At 68.9% G+C, this 21,070-nt stretch carries 20 protein-coding genes, 1 tRNA gene and 1 pseudogene; 5 read left to right on the top strand and 17 right to left on the bottom strand.

Translation table 11 applies throughout. The annotated features are described in order from the left end of the window. Positions 1-9 precede the first annotated feature (9 nt). Both leuS and ACX1DX_RS02550 read right to left on the bottom strand, forming a co-directional pair. Positions 10-2,478: a leucine--tRNA ligase gene (gene leuS, locus ACX1DX_RS02555; RefSeq protein ID WP_459397559.1), complete on the bottom strand. Its 2,469-nt coding sequence runs from the start codon at positions 2,476-2,478 to the stop codon at positions 10-12. A 54-nt stretch (positions 2,479-2,532) separates the two neighbouring features. Then, entirely contained in the window at positions 2,533-3,456 is a 924-nt protein-coding gene (locus ACX1DX_RS02550; protein ID WP_459397558.1) for a carbohydrate kinase family protein, read from the bottom strand. Positions 3,457-3,569: 113 nt separating this feature from the next. Here ACX1DX_RS02550 and ACX1DX_RS02545 point away from each other — a divergent pair, with 113 nt between their 5' ends. Together ACX1DX_RS02545 and ACX1DX_RS02540 are read left to right on the top strand one after the other, a co-directional pair. Then, positions 3,570-4,469: a DUF4192 domain-containing protein gene (locus tag ACX1DX_RS02545; protein ID WP_459397557.1), complete on the top strand. Its 900-nt coding sequence runs from the start codon at positions 3,570-3,572 to the stop codon at positions 4,467-4,469. Positions 4,470-4,497: 28 nt separating this feature from the next. Next, positions 4,498-5,136, top strand: coding sequence for a hypothetical protein (locus tag ACX1DX_RS02540; protein ID WP_076059157.1), 639 nt, complete (start codon positions 4,498-4,500; stop codon positions 5,134-5,136). Here ACX1DX_RS02540 and ACX1DX_RS02535 read toward each other — a convergent pair. The 4 genes from ACX1DX_RS02535 to ACX1DX_RS02520 form a co-directional block, all read right to left on the bottom strand. Beyond that, positions 5,111-6,040 carry a DMT family protein gene (locus tag ACX1DX_RS02535; RefSeq protein WP_459397556.1) on the bottom strand — a complete coding sequence of 310 codons (930 nt, stop codon included), beginning with the start codon at positions 6,038-6,040 and terminating at the stop codon, positions 5,111-5,113. The two genes, ACX1DX_RS02540 and ACX1DX_RS02535, sit on opposite strands and share 26 nt — an antisense overlap. 32 nt (positions 6,041-6,072) lie before the next feature. Beyond that, complete coding sequence (locus tag ACX1DX_RS02530) at positions 6,073-7,302, bottom strand: L,D-transpeptidase family protein (RefSeq protein ID WP_459397555.1); 1,230 nt, start codon at positions 7,300-7,302, stop codon at positions 6,073-6,075. Positions 7,303-7,472: 170 nt separating this feature from the next. Next, the gene (locus ACX1DX_RS02525; RefSeq protein WP_459397554.1) at positions 7,473-8,330 is read right to left on the bottom strand and encodes a 3-methyladenine DNA glycosylase; all 858 of its coding nucleotides are present in this window, start codon (positions 8,328-8,330) and stop codon (positions 7,473-7,475) included. Next, on the bottom strand, positions 8,327-9,022 hold the full coding sequence (locus ACX1DX_RS02520; RefSeq protein WP_459397553.1) for a M48 family metallopeptidase: 696 nt from the start codon (positions 9,020-9,022) through the stop codon (positions 8,327-8,329). Before ACX1DX_RS02520 ends, ACX1DX_RS02525 begins: the two co-directional genes overlap by 4 nt. 157 nt (positions 9,023-9,179) lie before the next feature. Here ACX1DX_RS02520 and ACX1DX_RS02515 point away from each other — a divergent pair, with 157 nt between their 5' ends. The 3 genes from ACX1DX_RS02515 to ACX1DX_RS02505 are packed head-to-tail and all read left to right on the top strand — an operon-like array spanning position 9,180 to position 11,670. Then, positions 9,180-10,424: an inorganic phosphate transporter gene (locus ACX1DX_RS02515; protein WP_076059167.1), complete on the top strand. Its 1,245-nt coding sequence runs from the start codon at positions 9,180-9,182 to the stop codon at positions 10,422-10,424. Beyond that, a complete protein-coding gene (locus ACX1DX_RS02510) occupies positions 10,421-10,711 on the top strand; it encodes a hypothetical protein (protein WP_076059170.1) in 291 nt (96 codons plus the stop codon). The genes ACX1DX_RS02515 and ACX1DX_RS02510 overlap by 4 nt, the downstream gene beginning before the upstream one ends. A 53-nt stretch (positions 10,712-10,764) precedes the next feature. Further along, the gene (locus ACX1DX_RS02505) at positions 10,765-11,670 is read left to right on the top strand and encodes an SDR family oxidoreductase (RefSeq protein ID WP_459397552.1); all 906 of its coding nucleotides are present in this window, start codon (positions 10,765-10,767) and stop codon (positions 11,668-11,670) included. Here the strand turns inward: ACX1DX_RS02505 and ACX1DX_RS02500 are convergent. The 11 genes and pseudogenes from ACX1DX_RS02500 to hemE form a co-directional block, all read right to left on the bottom strand. Then, positions 11,667-12,155, bottom strand: coding sequence for a hypothetical protein (locus ACX1DX_RS02500; RefSeq protein ID WP_459397551.1), 489 nt, complete (start codon positions 12,153-12,155; stop codon positions 11,667-11,669). The two genes, ACX1DX_RS02505 and ACX1DX_RS02500, sit on opposite strands and share 4 nt — an antisense overlap. Then, positions 12,152-12,529 carry a thioredoxin gene (gene trxA / locus ACX1DX_RS02495; protein ID WP_182766509.1) on the bottom strand — a complete coding sequence of 126 codons (378 nt, stop codon included), beginning with the start codon at positions 12,527-12,529 and terminating at the stop codon, positions 12,152-12,154. The genes ACX1DX_RS02500 and trxA overlap by 4 nt, the downstream gene beginning before the upstream one ends. Before the next feature lie 83 nt (positions 12,530-12,612). After that, positions 12,613-12,810: a PEP-utilizing enzyme gene (locus ACX1DX_RS02490; RefSeq protein WP_459397550.1), complete on the bottom strand. Its 198-nt coding sequence runs from the start codon at positions 12,808-12,810 to the stop codon at positions 12,613-12,615. Between the two features lie 104 nt (positions 12,811-12,914). Then, a tRNA-Ala gene (locus ACX1DX_RS02485) sits at positions 12,915-12,987 on the bottom strand. Between the two features lie 172 nt (positions 12,988-13,159). Further along, positions 13,160-14,830: a hydroxymethylbilane synthase gene (gene hemC / locus ACX1DX_RS02480; protein WP_459397549.1), complete on the bottom strand. Its 1,671-nt coding sequence runs from the start codon at positions 14,828-14,830 to the stop codon at positions 13,160-13,162. A 35-nt stretch (positions 14,831-14,865) separates the two neighbouring features. Next, positions 14,866-16,149, bottom strand: a complete 1,284-nt coding sequence (gene hemL / locus ACX1DX_RS02475) for a glutamate-1-semialdehyde 2,1-aminomutase (protein WP_459397548.1) — start codon at positions 16,147-16,149, stop codon at positions 14,866-14,868. Continuing rightward, entirely contained in the window at positions 16,137-17,102 is a 966-nt protein-coding gene (gene hemB / locus ACX1DX_RS02470; protein ID WP_527252161.1) for a porphobilinogen synthase, read from the bottom strand. Before hemB ends, hemL begins: the two co-directional genes overlap by 13 nt. Then, positions 17,099-17,698: a uroporphyrinogen-III synthase gene (locus ACX1DX_RS02465; RefSeq protein ID WP_459398162.1), complete on the bottom strand. Its 600-nt coding sequence runs from the start codon at positions 17,696-17,698 to the stop codon at positions 17,099-17,101. The genes hemB and ACX1DX_RS02465 overlap by 4 nt, the downstream gene beginning before the upstream one ends. 153 nt (positions 17,699-17,851) lie before the next feature. Then, positions 17,852-18,736 (bottom strand): annotated as a pseudogene (hemC, locus tag ACX1DX_RS02460) (hydroxymethylbilane synthase); the annotation flags it as partial. Next, the gene (locus ACX1DX_RS02455; RefSeq protein ID WP_459397547.1) at positions 18,733-20,022 is read right to left on the bottom strand and encodes a protoporphyrinogen/coproporphyrinogen oxidase; all 1,290 of its coding nucleotides are present in this window, start codon (positions 20,020-20,022) and stop codon (positions 18,733-18,735) included. The gene ACX1DX_RS02455 and the pseudogene hemC (ACX1DX_RS02460), both read right to left, overlap by 4 nt. Continuing rightward, positions 20,019-21,026, bottom strand: coding sequence for a uroporphyrinogen decarboxylase (hemE, locus tag ACX1DX_RS02450; RefSeq protein ID WP_459397546.1), 1,008 nt, complete (start codon positions 21,024-21,026; stop codon positions 20,019-20,021). Before hemE ends, ACX1DX_RS02455 begins: the two co-directional genes overlap by 4 nt. Positions 21,027-21,070: the final 44 nt, after the last annotated feature.

The raw sequence follows: 21,070 nt of genomic DNA, 5'->3' as shown, positions 1-21,070 counted from the left end.
GGGTGGGAACTACTTGCCCGGGACGAGGCTCAGCATCTTGGGCAGACGGGCGATGACCTTGACGATCTCGCGGCCGGCCAGCGAGCGCTGGACCGCATCGTCGGCGAGGGCCGCCGCGAGGGCGTCCTCCTCCGTGATGTCGGCCGGAACCTCGAGCTTGCCGCGCACCTTGCCCTGGATCTGGACCACCATCGTGACGGTGTCGTCGACGGTGAGGGCGGGATCAGCCGTGGGCCAGGCGCTGTTGGCGACCGACGGGGGCTGGCCGAGCAGCTCCCACATCTCCTCCGCCACATACGGCGACACGACGCTCAGCGCCTGGGCGACGAATTCGACGGCCTCCCGCACTGCGGGGTCAGCGCCGCCGGCGCCGGAATCGATCGTCTTGCGGGTGGCGTTGACCAGCTCCATGGTGCGCGCGACAGCCACGTTGAAGCGGCCACCGTCGAGCAGTTGGGTGATCTCCGTGATGGCCTTGTGGGTGGCCTTGCGCAGCTGCGGGTCACCCTGCGTGAAGTCGACGCCCGGCTGGGAGTCGACGTCTGCAGCCAGGCGGTACGCGCGCTGGAGGAACTTCAGGCTGGAGCCCGGCGAGACCTCGGCCCAGTCGATGTCGTCCTCCGGCGGGCCGGCGAAGATCATCGTGAGACGCACGGCGTCCACGCCGAACTCGTCGATCTGCTTACCCAGGTCGACGCCGTTGCCGAGCGACTTGCTCATCGCCCTGCCCTCGTTGATGACCTGGCCCTGGTTCAGCAGGCGCAGCATGGGCTCGTCGAACGAGACCAGCCCCATGTCGCGCAGCACCTTCGAGAAGAACCGCATGTACAGCAGGTGCAGGATGGCGTGCTCGACGCCGCCCACGTACTGCGCCACCGGCATCCACTTCGCCACGTCTTCAGGGTTGAAGGGGCCCTCGGTGTATCCGGGTGAGCAGTAGCGGAAGTAGTACCAGGACGAGTCGACGAACGTGTCCATCGTGTCGGTGTCGCGCTTCGCGGGTCCACCACAGGTGGGGCACTCGGTGTTGACCCAGTCAGTGGCCGACGCCAGCGGAGAGGTGCCCTTGGGTGCCAACGCGGAGCCGCGCAGATCCGGCAGCCGGACCGGCAGCTGCTCGTCGGGGACCGGTACCTCGCCACACTTCTCGCAGTGGATCACCGGGATGGGGCAGCCCCAGAAGCGCTGGCGCGACAGCAGCCAGTCGCGCAGGCGGAACTGGACTGTGCCGGTTCCCCTGCCCTCGGCCTCAAGCTGCTCCGTGATGCGGGCGACGCCGGAGGCCTTGTCCGTGAGACCGTTCAGCACGCCCGAGTTGAGGTAGGCCCCGTCGCCGACGGTGGCGATGCCGGTCTCTTCAGGGTTGGTGCCGTCGACATCGAGCACGGTGCGCACCGGCAGCCCGAACTTGCGCGCGAAATCGAGGTCGCGCTGGTCGTGGGCCGGCACGGCCATGATCGCGCCGGTGCCGTAATCGGCCAGCACGTAATCTGCGGCCCAGATCGGCACCTGCTCGCCGTTGACAGGGTTGATGGCGTGGACGCCGAGCCACACGCCGCTCTTCTCGTTCTCCGTGGACTGGCGCTGGATCTCCGTGGTGCGCTTCACCTGCTCGACGTACGCCTCGAACGCTGGTCGCTGCTCGTCGGTCACCAGCTCTGCGGCGAGTTCGCCGTCGGGGGCCACCACCATGAACGTCGCGCCGAACAGCGTGTCCGGACGCGTCGTGAACACGGTGATGGGCTTCTCACGACCCTCGACGGTGAAGTCGACGTGCGCGCCCTCGGATCGGCCGATCCAGTTGCGCTGCATGGCCAGCACGTGATCCGGCCAGCCGTCCTCGAGCAGCGACATGTCGTCGAGGAGTTCCTGGGCGTAGTCCGTGGTCTTGAAGTACCACTGGTTGAGCTTGCGCTTGGTGACCTCGGACTTGCAGCGCTCGCAGCGGCCGTCGATGACCTGCTCGTTGGCCAGCACCGTCTGGTCCTGCGGGCACCAGTTGACGAAGGAGTCCTTGCGGTAGGCGAGTCCCCGCTCGTAGAAGCGGTTGAACAGCCACTGCGTCCAGCGGTAGTACTCCTCGTCCGAGGTGTGGAGGCGCCGTGACCAGTCGAGGCTCAGGCCGTAGCGCTTGAAGGAGCGCACCTGGGTCTCGATGTTGTTGTACGTCCAGGTGGCGGGGTGCGCATCTGCCTTGATGGCCGCGTTCTCCGCGGGCAGCCCGAACGAGTCCCAGCCGATGGGGTGCATGACGTCGTAGCCGCGCAACCGCCAGTAGCGGGAGACGACATCGCCCATCGCATAAGCCTCGGCGTGGCCCATGTGGAGGTCGCCGGAGGGGTACGGGAACATGTCCAGGACGTAGCGACGTTCGCGGCTGCCGTCATCCAGCGGCCGGAAGGTCTCGTCCTCCTCCCAGAATGCCTGCCACTTCTCCTGGGCCTGCACCTTGTCGTACTGCACAGCCTCTTGGCTCACGACTCTCTCCTGATTGCACAACGAATTCCCGCGCCGAGACGGCGCGGAGACTCACTATATCGCCAGGAACGCATCCACCTCGGCGGCGGTCGGGGGCTGCGCGCCCTTGCGGGTGCAGACGATCGCGGCGGCGGCGGTGCCCCTGTCCAGGGCACCGGCCACGTCGTCGGGGTGGTGGGCGTAGGCGGAGAGGAAACCCGCCATGAAGGTGTCGCCCGCGCCCACGGTGTCGATGACGCCGACGGAGTGGCCCGGCACGCGTACCACTCTGCCGTCCGGCTTGACCGCGGCGGCCCCATCCGGGCCGAGCGTGACGATGAACATGGCCAAGTCGTGTTCCTCTGCCCACGCTCCCGCGTAGGCCAGCGGGCCCGAGTCGTCGTCGACCAACCAGGCGATGTCCTCGTCGCTGGCCTTGACGATGCCCCCGTTGCGCCCCACGGCCGTCATCAGGTCTGAAACCAGCCCGAAGTACTCGGCGCGGTCAGGCAGCGTGGAGGGGCGCACATTGATGTCGAAGCTGACGGCCGCCTCGGTGCCGCGCACGAAGTCGAGGACGTGCTTGGCGCCTGGGCCGATGACCGAGCCGATGGAGCCGAAGTGCAGCCAGTCCTGCGGGGCGACGGTGGGGAACTCGTCCCTGCGCCAGTTGAAGTTCGACGTCTGGTCGAAGTGGAAGAAGTAGCTGGCCTTCCCCTCCACGTCGAGGGAAACCACGGCAACCGACGTCGCTTCATCGGTGGGGACCGCCAGGTCCAGTTGCACCCCTGCCGTCTGCAGGTGGCTGCGCAGTTGGCGACCGAAGGAATCCGAACTCAGGCGACCCAGGAAGTGGACGTCCTCCCCCAGTTTGGCCAGTGCGGTGGCCGTGTTGAACGGGCCGCCACCGGACCGGGCGATCCACCGGCTCTCGGCTGGGGAAAGCTGTTCTTCCGGCATCAGATCAATGAGGGCTTCGCCACACACCACAAAACGCATGGCCGCAATCTACGCCACCGGCCACCGGGCCGTCGCACAGACCTCAGCATTCGGTTATCCACAAGGAAGCGGGTCCGTGGTGATCCCGGAAGCCCGCTGACCACAGTGATGGCATGCACACGCTTCCTGTCCTCCGCGGCACCACCCGTGCCGACCTGCTGGCCCTCCCGTCGTTCATGTTCGGTTTCCACCCCTCTGACTCCGTCGTCCTGCTCGGGATGCAGGGGAAGGTGGTGAGCTTCTCCTCACGCCTCGAGGCGAAATGGTTCCGCACCCACTTCGACCGGGTGGCGGACCAGATGTTGAACGTCACCTCCCACATCGACGGCGTCAGGTTCATCCTGCTCGGCTATTCGAAGGATCTGGACCTGGCCTGGGCATCGGTCATGGAACTGGCAGACGTCCTCGGCGCCGAGCGGGTGGCAGAGGCGCTGGTGACCGACGGCTCGCACTACTGGTCCCTCACAGACGATGAGGGGCCCGTGGCCTACGACTTCGACGCCAGCCCGGTGGCCGCCCACGCCGTCTACAACGGCGTGAGCATCTACGCCTCGCGGGAGGAGGCGGTGGCCCCGGTCCAGACGTGGGAGCCGCCCGCTCAGAGCGAGGTCGACCGGGCCCTTGCCGAGATCGCCGGGTTCTCCGAAACCGAGGGCCTGGCCCGTCTCGAGGCACTGGCCGAAGCCCAGACCCCGCTGGAGGACGGGGAGGGCCTGATGCTCGCCTGCCTGCTGGATGACGAGGACCGCTCCGCCGCCCTGACCACCCGGCTGAACACGTCCACGGCGGAGGTCATCTGGCACAACCTCCTCGCTGCCCGCCGCGTGACACCGAGCTTCGCCCAGCCGACGGTGGTCGCTCTGCTGGGCATCGCCTCATGGTTGTCCGGGCACGGCGCGCAGGCCACAGCGTGCATCGAGCAGATGGCCACCCTCAACCCCACCCATCCCATCGGGATGCTCCTGGCGAGCGTCCACCAGCACGGCATCCCGCCCCAGAGATGGGACGAATAGGTTTCACCCGGGCAAGTACGCTGCCCTCATGAGCAACGCGCAGTGGCCCCCGCCGCCGGGCAACGGGAACAACTCACCGTGGGCGAGCCAGGACCCGTCCTGGCGCCCGACGCAGTTCCATGATGCACAGGGCAGGGACCCCCGGCAGCCGTTCGGGCAGCAGCCGCCGGCGCCGCCGTCGTACGAAGATCTCCAGCCTCCCAAGCGCCCCCGGTCCACACTCTTCATCGTGCTGGGCGTGGTGGCCGTGATCGCGGTCGTCATCGTGGGCATGCAGTTCCTGGGAGCAGCCTCCCCGGAGAGCGGGGCCAGCCCCTCTGCGGCTGCCACGGCAGAACCCAGCCCTGAGCGCACGGGCAACTTCATCCCGTTCGAGGGCAACGGGGACGGCATCTTCGAGATCGTCGGCTACTCCTGGAACGGCGACCAGCTGGACCTGCGCATCCGCGTCGAGGTGGAGCAGGGCGACTACGCCTTCGCCATCTTCGCGTTCACGAACGAGACGAGGCTGAGCTACGACCCCGTCGACATGCGGGCCTTCAGCGCGCGGGAGGGCCAGCCCTATGAGGGCACGGTCACCTTCATCATGCCGAGAGCGGATTCCACCATCGTGTTGACCACGCCCTCCGGACGGGTGGCCCTCAACGCTCTGCCGGTGAAGGGCTGAAGTCAGCCTGGGCGCGCAGGCGCTCCTCCACCGCGTCGGGATGATCCTTCGACAACAGCGCGACACCGGAGACGGCGATGGCGCCGGTCACGATCATGCCCAGCACCGGGCCGGCGCCCATCCCGATGCCCTCGCCGAGCACCACCAGGCCGAACACGACGGCGACGAACGGGTCCACCGTCGTCATGGTGCCGACGGTGATCTCGGCCGGGCCGGAGGCGTAGCCCTGCTGGATCATCCAGGCGCCCAGGATGTAGCACAGCAGCATCATGGCGGCGGTGGCCAGGAACTGCCAGCTTCCGAAGCTCTGGTCGTGCTTCTGGATGAGGTTCATCGCGGCTTTCATGAAGCCCGAGGCCAGACCGTAGAAGATGGCGCCCACAGAGGACCACAGGATGGCCTTCGCCCAGGCCACCGCCCGGGTGGCGAAGAAGGACAGGGCCGCGCACAGCACGCAGACCACCACGAAGGACCACAGCATCGCCGGGAAGCTGAACTGCTTCTCCCCCGTCGCGTACTGCGACGAGAAGACGGTGAAACCCACCACGCCCAGCACCGTCACACCGACGGCGCCCCACAGCCTGGCGTTGATCTTGTGCTTGTGGATCTTCGAGGCGAGCAGTACCGACCACGGCACGGCCAGGATGCCCACCGGCTGCACCACCGACACCGGGGCGAACGTCAGGGCCGTCAGGTGGATCGCCGCACCGGCGAAGACCAGGCCCAGGCCGATGACCCATTTCGGGACGGTGAAGAGCTTCAGCAGGCCCTTCAGCGACAACCTGTTGGAGGAGGTGACCGCATCCGCGTCGAACAGGCTCTTGACCCCCAGGCTCTGCAGGATGGCACCGCTGGCGAACAGGAACGAGCCGCACACCTGCATGGCGATGGCCAGGTAAATCACGAGGGTCCCTTCGGTCGGGTCAGACCTTCAGATTATCCGACGTAGACGACCACCTTGTCGCCCTCCTTGGCCGCATCGAACAGTGCCTCCACCGCGGCCCTGTCGCGCACGTTGACGCAGCCGTGGGAGGACCCGTTGTAGCCGCGGGCGGCGAAGTCGCTGGAGTAGTGGACGGCCTGTCCCCCGCTGAAGAACAGCGCGAACGGCATCTTCGAGCCGTAGAGCTTGCTGACGTGGTTGCGCGACTTCCAGCCCACGGAGAACGTGCCCTCGCGCGTGGGCGTCAGTTCGGAGCCGAACCGCACGTCCATCGACATCTTGACCTCACCGTCGACGACCCAGGCGAGCTTCCGCTGCGTCTTGGAGATGCAGATCACCCGGCCCTGGAGGCAGCGGTCGTCCAGGGTCAGTTTGGCCTCTGCGGGGGCGGCCACCACATTGTTGAGCTGATCGACGGTGGGCTTGTGCGTCATCGACGCGAGGCGGTCCAGCGTGCGCTGGTCCACCTCACCGGTCACCGGGATCTCCCGCTTGGCCTGGAAGCCGGTGACCGCCTCGGCCGTCTTGGGCCCGTACTGGCCGTCGACGAGTCCGAGGTACCACTCGAGCTGCTTCAGGCGGGCCTGGAGGTCCTTGACCTGATCCCCGGTGCTGCCTGTCTTCAGGAGGGCTGGCCCCGGCTTCAGGACGTTGTGCATCTCATCTGCGGTGGGCATGCGCGTCATATCGACAAGTCGATCCCATGTCACCTGGTCGACCTCTCCCGTGCCGGGGAGGCCGCGCTTCACCTGGAAGCCCTCCACGGCGAGCTGCGTCGCGTCGCCGTAGTCGCTGGTGATCTTCCCCGACATCCAGTTCAGCTGGAGGAGGCGGTGCTGCAGTTCCCGCACCTGTTCCGAGTCGTCCCCGGGCGCCAGCAGGGGCGGCACCGTCGGCACCACCTCCGGCGTCTCTGAGGTCTCAGGCTCAGCGGTGGGCTGAGGGACCTCGACAGACGGCTGGGGCTCGGCGCTCGGCGCGGTGGTCGGCTCAGCGGCCGGCACGGACGGGACGACGCTCGGCTTCGCCGGGACGACGACCGGGTCCGCCGTGGGCGTCACGTCGGGCAGGACCACGGGCTCGTCGGTGACCGCGCCTGCTCCGGGATTGGCGACGGTGGGCGCCGGCCCGGCCTGGGGCGCGAGCGCTTCCGGCGCGCACGCGGCGGCGAAGAGGCTGAGGGCGGCAACGACGCCTATGGCGAAGCGTCGGGCACTGGGCACGGTGAACATGGTGAACCTCACAGGGGGAAGAGCGGTTCGTACGCGTGCATCGTATGACGCGGAGGGGCGGGTCTCGGTGTGACACGCGAAGCGGCGGTGCATGGAGTGCTCCTGTCGGACGGGTTTCTCATCCGTACTACGCCTCAGCGCGGTGGTCGGTTGCCCGCACTTCAGGATTCGAGGGACCTGATCACCCGCAGGATCTCGTGTCGGAGGGGAACCGCCCGCTCCGCGAACCCACGCTGCAGTGCTGCGTAGCAGGCCCGCCCCTCTGCCGTCTCGACAGGGATGGGCTCGTAGCCCCAGTCTGCGAGGTCGTAGGCGGAGGCCTGCATGTCCACCTCGCGGATGTCGCGCGCCAGGAGATAGGCCTCGAACAGCAGCTCGGAACCCACGGCGGGAGAGAGTTTGCCGGCCCAGCGGTAGAGGTCCATGTTCACATGGAGGCAACCCGGTTGGTCCAGGTCAGGCTGCGTCTCACGCGTCGGTTGCAGCACGTTGAGCGGCCGGGCGGGCTCGGTGAAGAAGCGGAACGCGTCGAAATGCGTGCAGCGGCAGCCCACCTCCTCCACGATCCGGGCCACCTCCGCCGGCTCGAAGCGCAGCTTCAGGTAGGGGTGCCGCGTCTGGCCCTCCTGCAGCCGGTAGACCATCGCCCACTCGTGCATCCCGAAGCACCCGAACCGCGGGGCCCTGTCCGCCGCGGCAGCCAGGAGGCGGTGCGCCGTTTCGACCGTGCCACCCCGCTTGGCCAGGAAGGACGCTGCGTCGAACACGGTCACCCGTCCCGTCCTCGCATAAAACTGACGCTCCGCGAAAGCCTCTCCCCCGGCCAGGCCGACGCCGGCACCCGGATGCCACTGCGCCAGGTGGCTGGGCCTCAGGTTGTAGTACTGGAACAGGAAGTCGTCGACGGGGTGCTTGAGGCCGCGTTCCCGCCGCCGCACCACCTCCGCCAGTTCGGCGGTGACGCGCCCGCGGTGGATTTCGGCGCGCTCCTGCCACTCAGCGGCCTCCAGCACCCTCACGGATGACCTTTCAGGGCCTTGCGTCGCTGGCGCCAGTCAGGCAGCAACCGGTCCATCCCGGCGACGAAGCGTGGGCCGTGGCCGCGTTCGATGAGGTGCATCAACTCGTGCACGACGACGTATTCCAGCGCGGTGGGCGGATGTTCCGCCAGCGCGGTGTTGAAGGTGATGGCGGCCGTCCGGATATTGCACGTGCCCCAGCGCGAGGTCATGCGCCGCAGTTTCACCAAGGCATGACGGCGTCCGACCCGCGGTTCCCAGAGGGCGAACAGGTCAGGCAGAGCGGCCTGGAGTTCGCGCCGGTAGAAGTTCTCCAGCCCCCGTCTGCGGGCGTCCTCATCCGGACCGGACAGCACGAGGACGCCGTCCTCCAACCGGGCGCCCGCCCTGCCCGACTCATCAGTGCGCACCTCATGCCACCGGCCCCAGAGCCTGGCGCGCCCCCCATCCGTCAACGGTTCCTTCGGCGGGTGGGAGAGTCGGACCTGCTGCCTGGCCTTCAGCAGCCAATGCTCGTGGCTGCGCACGAACTCCGTGACCGTCTCCTCCGACAACCCCAGTGGGACTGAGATCTTCACCACGCCGTCGGGAGGGACCACCCGCATCCGCAGGCTCTTGATGGGCTTGTACGTCACCTCAGCCGAGACGCTGCCCACCTGGAGCAGCGCGGCGGGGGGACGTCGAGGAGTCATGCCCACATCGTAGGAGGGCCTCGGGACATATCCCCGCACAGCACCCCGACACCCTGTTGTCCACCGACATTTCCCCGAGATGCCACCACGCTGGGAGTGTGAGGATTATCCTGCCCCGATTGCGCGTTCAGGGCCAGATGGTTGCAGACTAGGGGGCGTGTCCCCCGAACTCATCGTGCTAGCGCTTGTCGTTATCACCGCACTTGCCTTCGACTTCACGAACGGCTTCCACGACACGGGCAACGCGATGGCTACGTCGATCGCCACCAAGGCCCTCTCCCCCAAGGTTGCGGTTGCATTGTCGGCCGTCCTGAACCTGGTGGGAGCCTTCCTGTCCGTGGAGGTCGCCCTGACCGTCACCAACGCCGTGGTCAACATCCAGGACTCCAGCGGCGCGCCGCGCCCGGAGCTGATCGGCGACGGCGGCATGTCGCTGCTGCTGATCATCCTGGCCGGCCTGGTGGGTGCCATCGTCTGGAACCTGCTCACCTGGCTGTTGGGCCTGCCGTCGAGCTCATCACACGCGCTGTTCGGCGGGCTGATCGGCGCCACCATGGCCGGGCTCGGCGTGAGCGGCGTCAAGTGGGCCGGCGACGGCACGAAGCTCGACGGGGTGATCGGCAAGGTCGTGTTGCCCGCCCTGTTGTCGCCGGCCATCGCCATCGCCGTCGCCTCCGTGGGCACCTGGCTCGTGTACCGCATCACCCAGGGGGTTGCGGAGAAGTACCGCGAGAGCGGGTTCCGCTGGGGACAGATCGGTTCCGCGTCGCTCGTCTCCCTGGCGCACGGCACCAATGACGCGCAGAAGACCATGGGCGTCATCACGCTGGCACTGATCGCCACCGGCACCTGGACGGACCTCACAGCGGTGCCGCTGTGGGTCAAGGTGGCGTGCGCGCTGGCCATCGCGCTGGGCACCTACATCGGCGGATGGCGCATCATCCGGACGCTCGGCAAGGGCCTGGTCGAGATCAGCGCACCTCAGGGCATGGCCGCGGAATCGTCCTCCGCGGCGGTCATCCTGGCCTCCAGCCACCTGGGCTTCGCCCTGTCCACCACCCACGTCGCCACCGGCTCCATCCTCGGCTCCGGCCTCGGCAAGCGCGCGAAGGTCAACTGGTCGGTGGCCGGTCGCATGCTGATGGCCTGGGCCATCACGCTGCCCGCCGCGGGCATCGTCGGCGCCGCCATGTGGTTCGTCGGTCACAGTCTGGGCGGCCTGTTCGGCTCCATCGTGATCTTCCTCATCCTGGCGATCGCCTCCGGGTGGATGTACCTCCATTCCCAGAAGTCGAGGGTCGACCACAAGAACGTCAACGACGAATGGGTCGAGGACGTCACCCAGCGGCAGCTGCCTGAGCAGCCCGCCGGGCCCCACCGCCGGGTCAGGAGCAAGGCATGAACAACCTCTGGCTGGCCCTTGAGGGCGCATCGCAGGTCCTGCTCGCAGGTCTCCTGCTCGGCGCCGGTCTCCCGGCCGTCTTCTCGCTCGGCATCAGGGCCCTGTCCTACGGCGCCCACCAGAACGTGGACGACCACACACCCCACCCCCTCGCCAAAGTGGTGGCGGGATTCGCGTTCGGCGTCGTCATCGTCGCCATCGTCTTGGGGATCAGCGTGATCGTGTCGCACGGCATGGGCTACCGGCTGAGCTTCGACAACATCTACCCGATGTTCGTGCCCAAGTAGTTCCACCCCTGAGGGGGTTTGGCCCGGCGGCCGTGCGAACAAGACTGGAACGCATGACTGATCTGCACGCAATCACCAAGGCAGCTGAGGCAAAGACGATGGACGAGGGTGCATTCCCCGCCCAGAGCCAGACACCCCCCGGGCTCACGACCGAGATGACGCCCCTCCCGGACCACGGCGAGGAGGGCTGGATCGGCCGTGACCGCTTGCATGGCCTGAAGGCCCTCATCACCGGCGGCGATTCGGGCATCGGGCGGGCCGTGGCCATCGCATACGCCCGCGAAGGCGCCGACGTGGCGTTGAGCTACCTCCCGGAGGAACAGTCCGACGCCGAGGACGTGAAGCAGCTGGTCGAAGAGGCGGGCCGCACGTGCGTCCTGCTCCCGGGAGACATCACCGAGGAGGCCATCGCCCGCAAGGTGGTCGACGACGCCGCCCGCCAGCTGGGAGGGCTCAACATCCTGGTCAACAACGCAGGATTCCAGTGGGCCCGGCGCGACGGCGGTCTGGCAGATCTCAAGACGGAGGAGATGGACCGGACCTTCAAGACCAACCTCTACGCCCTGTTCTGGCTGTCCCAGCAGGCGCTGGGCTACCTCGACAAGGGCGACTGCATCATCAACGTGAGCTCCATCCAGGCCTACGACCCGTCAGTGGATCTCATCGACTACGCGGCCACCAAGGCCGCCATCAACAACTACACGGTCAACCTGGCGGCCGAACTCGGGCCCAAGGGGATCCGCGTGAACTCCGTGGCCCCGGGCCCGATCTGGACGCCGCTGCAGCCGGCCACCAAGAAGGCCGAGGAGATGCCGAAGTTCGGGCTCAACACTCCCCTGGGGCGTCCTGGTCAGCCCTCCGAGATGGCCGGCGCCTTCGTCTTCCTGGCCAGCCCGCTCGAGGCGTCCTACGTGTCCGGGACCGTGCTGGGGGTCACGGGCGGCCGCCCCGTCTTCTAGGCCCGCAGCGGGCAGGTCCGCTCCCGGCGCACCCGGAGCACCAGTGCGACGGCGAGCAACAGCACCGAGGCCCCCGCCAGGAAGGGCTGCACCGGGGCGAAGTACTGCAGGGCCCCGGTGTAGCCCAGTGCGATAAGCACCAGCTTGTTGCAGACCGGACAGCCGACGGCGAAGAAGCTGACGAACGCCCCGGCGGCACCCAGCTTCCCGCCCCGCTCCGCGTCGGCCGCGTCCTTGCGCGCCACGTAGGTGGCAGCGACGAGGCCCGCGAGGACCGAGGTCACGATGAGCACGGGCCAGGCCCACGCCGTCGGCGGGATCTCGCGTCCGAAGACCGGGTTCGGGATGAGAGCGGTGGGGATTGCCACGACCAGCACGGTGGCCACGGCGGTGCCCACTGCGAAGAACCACCGCCGAGCTGGCCACGTGGCCAACTCGGCGGTGAAGGTTCGCGGCTCGCTCTGGAGCTGGACCGGGAGGGTCACTGGACCTCCGCGCCGGCCTTCTGCTTGGCGATCTCAGCCTGGACCTCGTCCATGTCGAGCGCCTCGACGGCCTCGATCAGTTCCTCGAGCGCCGCACCGGGCAGCGCACCGGCCTGGGAGAACACGATGACGTTGTCGCGGAAGGCCATGAGCGTGGGGATCGACATGATCTCGAAGCCCGCGGCGAGCTCGCGCTGCGCCTCGGTGTCCACCTTGCCGAAGACGATGTCGGGGTGCTTCTCCGAAGCCTCTTCGAAGATGGGGCCGAACTGACGGCAGGGGCCGCACCAGGCCGCCCAGAAGTCGAGGAGGACGATGCCGTTGCCGGCAATGGTCTGCTCGAGGTTTTCCTTGGTGATTTCAACGGTTGCCATGCCCTGATCGTATACCCCCACCGGTATGTGGAGCCAATCTGTCCGCTGACGACGAAAACCTACCGGAGAACAGGACCGGGCCGTCATCCCCGCGCTCCCCGCGCTCCCCGCGTCACCCGGCCCCGTGTCCCGTCGACCGTGATGGCGTCGCCGTCGCTGATGGCGGACGTGCCGGTGCCGGTCCCCATGACGGCGGGGATGTCAGGCCCACAGGCTCTTAGCCTGCCTGTTGTCGAGTCGTGACGCGAAGTCTGCCCACGTTGCTGACCTTGTCGGCCCACCTACTGGGAAGACCGTCAGTTTCGCTCAAGCACCCAGACGTACCCCTACGTATCACGCGAAACGGAAAACGGGCGTCTGGCCTAGCCAGACGCCCGTTCGTTTGTGGAGCTAAGGAGATTCGAACTCCTGACCTCTTCCATGCCATGGAAGCGCGCTACCAACTGCGCCATAGCCCCAGTGTCACTTTCGCGACTGCCGCCCTGCGGCGACTCGAAAAACTTTAGCGCATGCTCCGAGAGAACTACAAATCGGGAGTTCGTTGCTCGGATGCCCCGGAATAATCGACGGGGAGGCCCGGTGTGCGGAACCATCTCGCGCACTCCGAGCCTCCCCCGTCGGCACGCAGGACTAGCGGCGCGCCTTGTGGAGCTGACGGGCGAGATCAGCGATACCGAAGGTGTCCTTCGACTTGGCGACGGCGAAGACGTCGACGCCCTCCTCACGGACAGCAGCCGCAGTGGCCTCGTCCCAGGCGAGCACCCGGACGTCATCGCGGTGACCGAGCGTCTTGGCGTACACATGGGCCAGCGACGGCTGGCTGAGGAAGACCGCGTCCCACGCCCCGTCGTCCCAGCGGGTGCGCAGGGCCGGGTCGATCTCCGCGACGTCCGCCATGGTGTAGATCTCGCTGCGATCGACGGTGTAGCCCTTCGCGCGGAGCCCGGTCTCCAGCTTGGTGGAGAGCTGGTCCGCGCACAGGATGACGACGCGCTGCTCACCGTCGGCCGGCGGGAACAGCTCGACGAGCTTCTGGGAGCTGGCGGTGCCTTCGGGGCTCAGATCAACCTGGCGGCCCGAATCCTCGACGGTGCGCTGGGTGGTGGAGCCCATCGTCGCGACCTTCGTGTGCGCCGGGATGTCCCAGCCTCGTTCGCGCAACGCCCACACCGTCTGCCCTGACGGGATGACGACCCAGTCGGCGTCGCCGATGATGTTGTCTGCCGAGAGCAGGCGTGCCTCCTGGAGCTGCACGCAGTCCACGCGCAACTCGTTCTCGCGCATGGCCTGGCTGATCCGCCCCTCTTGGCGGGGCAACAGCACCCTGACGCGGTCGTCGTCCTCCGAGCTCTCGATGAAGGTGGAGTCGTCGGCGTGGTCAGCCGTCATCTTGACGGTCTCCAGCGCCTCCGCGGTGATGAACCGGTCTGCCCGGCGCGCCTTCAAGGCCTCGGCCACGTTGTGACCGGTGCGCTGCGCGTGGTACTCGGAGGTGGGCAACCCGATTTCCAGGACGGTGCGCTTGGTGCCGTCGATCGAGAAGATGCCCGCCTTCAGGCCGAGGATGCCGCGGCGGGTGGCCAGGGCTCCCACAGGGGCCAGGTAGGTGGTGTTGAGACCCGTCAGCACTGCGCGCTCGGCCTCGATGCAGATGCGGGTCTCGAGGTCGTCGAGTTCGCGTACCGCCTCCAGCGTCTCCTGGTCACTCCGGCGACACTCGAGCGCCAGTGCGCCCTGACCGGGTGCGGTGAGGATGGGCAGGTATTCGGCCACCCGGTCCTCCACCTTGAGGGCATGAACCCCGGCGGCCGACACGACCACGGCGTCGAGGTCGCCGGGCTCGAGCCGGCGCAGGCGGTCCTGGAGGGTGCCGCCGACGTCGACGAACGTCAGGTCCGGGCGGAGGGCGCGCAACTGGGCGAGGCGCCGCAGCGACGTGATGCCGATGCGGGAGCGGCGCGGCAACGCAGCCAGCGGCATGCCCCTGAGCGAACACAGCGCATCGCGATGGTCGCCACGCTTCAGCACTGCGGCGAACGTGAGGTCCTCAGGGCGGTCGGACAGTGGGACGTCCTTGACGGAATGCACGACGACGTCGACCGCGCCGCTGCGCAGCGACGTGCGCAGTTCCTGGGCGAACACGCCGAGGGAGTAGCCCTCGGCCATGTGGATGGTGTCCACGTGTTCCGTGGCCACCCGTACGATGTCGACTTCATGGCCCTGCGCCCTGAGGAGCTCAGCAACCATCGCGGAGCGTGCCAGCGCCAATGCTGAACCACGCGTACCCAACCGAAGCTTCACGACAGATCCTTCCGATGTGATTGCTGCTTAGCCTCTCATGAATCAGCGGCAGCCCGCGCCGCCAGCGGCAAGGCGTCCGTGATGCGGGCCATGGCCGCGTCGTCGTGGGCCGCCGAGAGGAACCAGGCCTCGAAAGCCGACGGCGGGAGCGCCACCCCGGCGTCCAACATGGCGTGGAAGAAGCGGGCGAAGGCCTGGGTGTCCTGGTCCTTGGCGTCCTCGTAGTTGGCAACGGCACCGTCTCGGAAGAAGACGGAGAACAGGCTGCCGGCCGCCTGGATGGTGTGCGGCACCGAGGCTGCGGTGAGCGCTTCCGTCACGGCCGCCTGCAGCTCCAGGGAGCGGCGGTCGACGTGGGCGTAGACGGCGTCGTCGGCCAGGCGCAGCGTGGCGAGGCCCGCCGCGGTGGCCAGCGGGTTCCCGGACAGGGTGCCCGCCTGGTAGACCGGCCCGACGGGGGCCAGGAACTGCATGACCTCAGAGCGACCGGCGAGCGCGGCCAGCGGCATGCCGCCACCAACGACCTTGCCGAACGTCACGATGTCCGGGGCGTAGCCGCCCTCGAGACCGAGCCAGCCGCCCGGCCCCACCCGGAAACCGGTCAGCACCTCGTCGACGATCAGCAGCGCACCGTGGCGGGCGGTGAGCTCGCGGAGAGCCGCGTTGAAGCCCGGAGCGGGCGGAACCACGCCCATGTTGGCGGGCGCGGCCTCCGTGATGACGGCCGCGATGCGCTCCCCCGCCTCGTCGAACACCCTGGCGAGCGCCTCGAGGTCGTTGTACTCGACCACGAGGGTGTCGCCTGCCGCCGCAGCCGTCACGCCGGCGGAACCAGGCAGGCCCTGGGTGGCGACGCCGGAACCGGCAGCGGCGAGGAGCGCGTCGGAGTGCCCGTGGTAGCAGCCGGCGAACTTGACGATGACGTCGCGGCCGGTGGCGCCGCGCGCCAGCCTGATGGCGGTCATGGTGGCCTCGGTGCCGGTGGAGACGAAGCGCACCTGTTCCGCCACCGGGACGCGCGCGTGGATGGCCTCAGCCAGTTCCACCTCCGCCAGTGTGGGCGCGCCGAAGGACAGGCCACGGCCGGCCGCTTCCCTGACGGCCTCGATCACCTGCGGGTGGGCATGGCCGAGCAGCGCAGGCCCCCAGGAGCAGACGAGGTCCACGTATTCACGCCCGGCGACATCGACGACATGCGGGCCGCGGGCCTCGCGGATGAAGACCGGGTCACCGCCGACTGAGCCGAACGCCCGCACGGGCGACGACACGCCGCCCGGGATGATCTCCTTCGCCCGCGCAAACAGGTTCACTTCAGCCACGTCGCCAACTCCTCCGCCCAGTAGGTGAGCACGATATCTGCACCGGCCCGCGCGATCGCGGTCACCGATTCCGTCACTGCGGCGCGGCGGTCGATCCAGCCCTGCGCCGCGGCCGCCTCGATCATGGCGTACTCGCCGGACACCTGGTAGGCGGCCACGGGAACGTCCGACGCGGCGGCCACGTCGCTGAGCACGTCGAGGTAGTAGCCGGCGGGCTTCACCATCACGATGTCGGCGCCCTCGGCCAGGTCCAGCTCGGCCTCACGCAGCCCCTCGCGCCTGTTGGCCGGGTCCTGCTGGTAGGTGCGCCGGTCCCCCTGCAGGGACGAGCCGACCGCCTCGCGGAAGGGTCCGTAGAACGCCGAGGAGTACTTCGCGGCGTACGCGAGGATGGCGGTGTCCTGGAACCCCTGCCCGTCGAGGCCGGCCCGGATGTGTTCCACCTGGGCGTCCATCATCCCCGACGGCGACACCACGTGGGCCCCTGCCTCGGCCTGGGCGATGGCCATCGAGACGTAGGCCGCGAGCGTCGCGTCGTTGTCGACGGCGCCGTCCGCGGTCAGGAAACCGCAGTGCCCGTGGGTGGTGAACTCGTCGAGGCAGGTGTCGGCCATGATGACCGTGTCAGACCCGACGGCGTCGCGTACGGCCCGCAGGCCCCGCTGCAGGATGCCGTCCTCGGCCCAGCCCTGCGAGCCCTGCTCATCCTTGGCCGCGTCCTCCGGCACGCCGAACAGCATCAGCCCGCCCACTCCGGCGGCTACTGCACCCTCGGCGGCGCGCGCAATCTGGTCGATGCCGTGGCGATGCACGCCGGGCATGGAGGAGATCTGCCCGGGCACGTCCGAGACGAACATGGGCAGCACGAGCTGCGAGGGACGCACCTCGATCTCGCGCACGAGCCGGCGCATGGCCGCCGTGGTGCGGAGGCGGCGTGGTCGGAACTGGATCATCGATGTCCCTTCGGGAGGTTGGCTATGGCGTGGATGAGCCCTTCGGCGTCCTGGGTGCGGGCTTCAGCGGCCACTTCGACGCCCAGCTGGCGCAGCGCGGCGGCCGACGGCGGGCCGAAGGCCACCACCTGCAGACCCTGCGGCCACCCCAGCAGCTGGTCCACGGCGCGCCCCATCGAGCCCGCGAGGATCACCACGACGTCGAACAGGCACCGTTCATACTCGCCCCGCAGCTTGCCGGGCACGTCGTCCAGGGGCTCCATGGTGTAGACCGCGAACTGGTCCACCGCGTAGCCCTTGCGTCTCACTTCCTCTGCCAGCACCGTCGACGACAGCGCGGACCCGGGGATGACGACCCGTCCGCTGCCCGCGGGCCAGGCCTCACCGAGGGCCGCGGCGCTGGAAGCACCCTGCGGCACCAGGTCCACGTCGATGCCGCGTTCGCGCGCCGCCCGCGCCGTCGCCGCACCGACGGCTGCCACGCGGGCCTGCTCGGGGATGGTCATCCCCAACTCGTCGAGCACCTCCAGCGTGGCGGGCGACGTCAGCGCCACCCAGTCGGCGTCAGTGAAGCTGCCCTCTGGGCGCAGTGTCACGCGGCGTTGGACGGGCTCGGCCACCACTTCGGCGCCCGCGGCGCGGAGGGCGCCCACCAGGTCTCCGGTGTCCGCGCGCGGCACGAAGATGCGCAGGCCTGCCAGCACGTCCTCGCCGCCCCAGAGCGACGAGTCGTCATGGAGTTCAGCCAGCCGCGACGGACGCGAGGCGGTCAGCTCCGCCACCGTCTCAGCGCCGAGCTGCATCAGTTCCTCGGCGGCGATGGCCCCGGCGTGGTCGCTCAGGGTGACCCTGGCGGTCACCGACCTGCGACCGTCGAGCGCGAAGACGGCGGCCTCGAGTTCGCCGTCGTGACCGTGGGCCGCGATGGGCGCGGCGCAGCCGCCACCGAGATTCTCCAGCACCACACGTTCGGCCTCGACTGCGAGCCTCGTCTCGGGATCTTCGAGCGCGGCGAGCTCTGCGGCCAGCACCTCGTCGTCGGTGCGGCATTCCAGGGCCAACGCGCCCTGGCCAGGGGCGGGAAGGATGGTCAGGTAGTCAGTGATGTGCTGCGTCATGCCCAGCCGCTGGAGGCCCGCGGCGGCGAGCACCACGGCGTCGAGGTCGTCTGTGTTGACGCGAGCCAACCGCGTACCCACGTTCCCGCGGATGTCGACGTAGAGCAGGTCTGGCCGCTGGGCGCGCAGCTGGGCGACGCGGCGGGGCGACCCGGTTCCCACGGTGGCCCCGGTGGGCAACCGGTCGAACGTGAGCCCGTCCCTGGCGCAGAGCGCGTCGCGGGCGTCGGCGCGCAGCGGGATGGCGGCGATCCTCAGGCCCGGCACCGGAGCGGTGGGCAGGTCCTTCAGTGAGTGAACGGCGAAGTCGCAGACCCCGTCGAGCAGGGCGGTGCGCAATTCCGCCGCGAAGACCCCCAGCCCACCGAGTTGGGTGAGGGAGCCGCGTTCCACGTCGCCGCCGGTGCGGATCCGCACCAGTTCAACCTCGTGCCCCCGGTCGCGCAGCGCATCGGCGATCAATTCCGACTGCGCCACGGCGAGGGCTGATCCCCTGGTGCCCAGCTTCAGCTTCATCTCACCACTCTTGTCGTTCCCGCCACCACTGCGGCGATCCCATTGCCGTCCAGCCAGGCGCCGACCAGATCGACGCCGGCCTCGAGCGCCGTCTCCACGATGAAGTCGCGGTTCGAGGCGTCGATGCGGGTGGGCATTGAATCCCAGCCTACCGACGCGAAGCCGAGCACTTCGTGCTCCTGGATCTCCACGCCCACGAACCGAGAGGCGTCCCGGAGGGCGTCCGCACGTGTGGCCAGGATGTGTTCGGGGTAGCTGAGGCGCAGCACGTGCTGCCCGGTCTCAGCCCACGGCCATTTGGCCGAGTAGTGGGTCAGCGCGCGGGCGTGGAGCGTGTCGTCGCGCTCCGCCAACAGGACGCCCGAACCGACGGGATGGGCATCGAGCGCAGGTGTGGTCACGGCGAGTAACGCCGAGCGGGCGGTCCGGACGGGAGGCACCTGGATCTCGACCCCGAGATTGCCCAGCAGTACTCCGGCGGGTGCGGCCGGGGTAGCGATGACGACACGCTCGACGTCCAGCACCTCACCGTCATGCAGCGTCAGCAGGAAGCCCGATCCCCCGCGGCGCAGCGACGACACCGACGCCGAGGTGCGCACGCTGCCGCCGGCCGTGACGAAACGCTCCGCGATGGCGGTGATGAGGCGGAACATCCCGCCGATCGGTTGTTCGACGGCGGCGCTGCCCGGGCCGCGCACCAGCGCGACCGCCGCGAGCAGCGAACCCTCGGTGGCCAGCGCCTCCAGCAGCGTCGGCGCGAATGCCGAGAGCGGCATCTTGTCCGGCGACAGGGAGTACACGCCCTGGGCGACGGGGGCCACCAGCTTGGCGAGGGCCGCCTCGCCCAGGCGGGCCCGCACCAGGTCGCCCACCGTCGTGGCCGTGGCCCCGACGTGGCGCCCGAGTTGCGCTTCGGACGCGACGGCGGCGAATTCATCCGGCTCGAGGACAGCCAGAGCGGGGTCGTCGAGCGAACTGGGGATGCCCAGCACGCCCTCAGCCATGGGGAAGGTGCCATGCCGCCACCAGATGTGGGGCGTGCCCTGGGGCGCCGCCACCTCGAGTCCGAGGTCCTCGCAGAGGGCCCGCACGACCCCGCCACGCGTGGCGTAGGCCTCCGCGCCCGAGTCGACCTCGACGGAGCCGAGCCGCAGGGGCGCAATCATGCCGCCCAGCCGAGGCGCCGCCTCCCGCAGTTCGACGGTGTGACCCGCCTCCTGCAGCCGCAGGGCGGACAGCACTCCGGCGAGGCCGCCACCGATGACGGCGACGCGCGAGCCGCTCACAGCTCGTGGATGAGGGCCACCAGGTCGGTGAGCACCTCGGGATCAGTGGTGGGCGGGACCCCGTGGCCCAGGTTCACGACGTGCGCGGGTGCCTGGCGACCGCGCTCGACGACATCGCGGGTGTGGGCCTCCAGGGCGTCCCAGCCGGCGGCGAGCATCGCGGGATCGATGTTGCCCTGCAGCGGAACCCCCGGCACGAGCCAGGCGGCCTCGTCGAGGGGCGTTCGGTAGTCGACACCCAGGGTCTCGACGCCGATCTCGGCCATGTCGGTGAGCAGGTGGCGGGTGCCGACGCCGAAGTGGATGCGGGGCACGCGGCCCTCGACCGCGGCCATCACCTGGGCCGAGTGCTGCTGCACCTTCCCGGTGTAATCCGCGCGGCTGAGGGAGCCGGCCCAGGAGTCGAACAGCTGCACGGCGCGGGCGCCGGCGTCGATCTGCACGTTCAGGAACTCGCCCGAGAGCTCCGCGGCCCAGTCGAGCAGCCTGTGCCACGCCGCCGGATCCGCATGCATCATGGCGCGGGCCTGCAGGTGGTCACGCGAACCGCGGCCCTCCACCAGATACGCCGCCAGCGTGAACGGGGCGCCGGCGAAGCCGATGAGCGGAGTGCTCTCTCCCAGCTCTGCGACGACCAGCCGCACGGCCTCCGAGATCGCCGAGGGGTCCTCGATCCGGTGGCCGACGACCCTGTCGACGTCGGCGGCGGTGCGGATGGGGTTCTCGATCACGGGCCCGATGCCCGGCTCGATGTCCACATCGACGCCTGCTAGCACCAGGGGCGTCATGATGTCGGAGAAGAAGATGGCTGCGTCCACCTTGTGGCGGCGCACCGGCTGCAGCGTGATCTCCGCCGCCAACTCGGGTTTCAGGCAGGCCTCGAGGATGGTGGTGCCCACGCGGGCGGCCTTGTATTCGGGGAGGGAGCGGCCGGCCTGGCGCATGAACCAGACGGGGAGCTTCTCGGGACGCTGCCCGATGAGGGCTGAAAGCAGTGAACTCATGGTGAGTTCGATTCTGCCCTATCGGGCAAAGGTGGTTGAATGGG

It is taken from the genome of Tessaracoccus zhenghani (assembly GCF_054552775.1).
This window is presented reverse-complemented; position numbering and strand designations above follow the sequence as displayed.

Bases quoted from the DNA above. Each gene is read 5' to 3' on its own strand.
- ACX1DX_RS02550 (WP_459397558.1), bottom strand. From the start codon at position 3,456: ATGCGTTTTGTGGTGTGTGGCGAAGCCCTCATTGATCTGATGCCGGAA.
- ACX1DX_RS02545 (WP_459397557.1), top strand. From the start codon at position 3,570: ATGCACACGCTTCCTGTCCTCCGCGGCACCACCCGTGCCGACCTGCTG.
- ACX1DX_RS02540 (WP_076059157.1), top strand. From the start codon at position 4,498: ATGAGCAACGCGCAGTGGCCCCCGCCGCCGGGCAACGGGAACAACTCA.
- ACX1DX_RS02520 (WP_459397553.1), bottom strand. From the start codon at position 9,022: ATGACTCCTCGACGTCCCCCCGCCGCGCTGCTCCAGGTGGGCAGCGTC.
- ACX1DX_RS02510 (WP_076059170.1), top strand. From the start codon at position 10,421: ATGAACAACCTCTGGCTGGCCCTTGAGGGCGCATCGCAGGTCCTGCTC.
- ACX1DX_RS02505 (WP_459397552.1), top strand. From the start codon at position 10,765: ATGACTGATCTGCACGCAATCACCAAGGCAGCTGAGGCAAAGACGATG.
- trxA (WP_182766509.1), bottom strand. From the start codon at position 12,529: ATGGCAACCGTTGAAATCACCAAGGAAAACCTCGAGCAGACCATTGCC.
- hemB (WP_527252161.1), bottom strand. From the start codon at position 17,102: ATGATCCAGTTCCGACCACGCCGCCTCCGCACCACGGCGGCCATGCGC.
- hemE (WP_459397546.1), bottom strand. From the start codon at position 21,026: ATGAGTTCACTGCTTTCAGCCCTCATCGGGCAGCGTCCCGAGAAGCTC.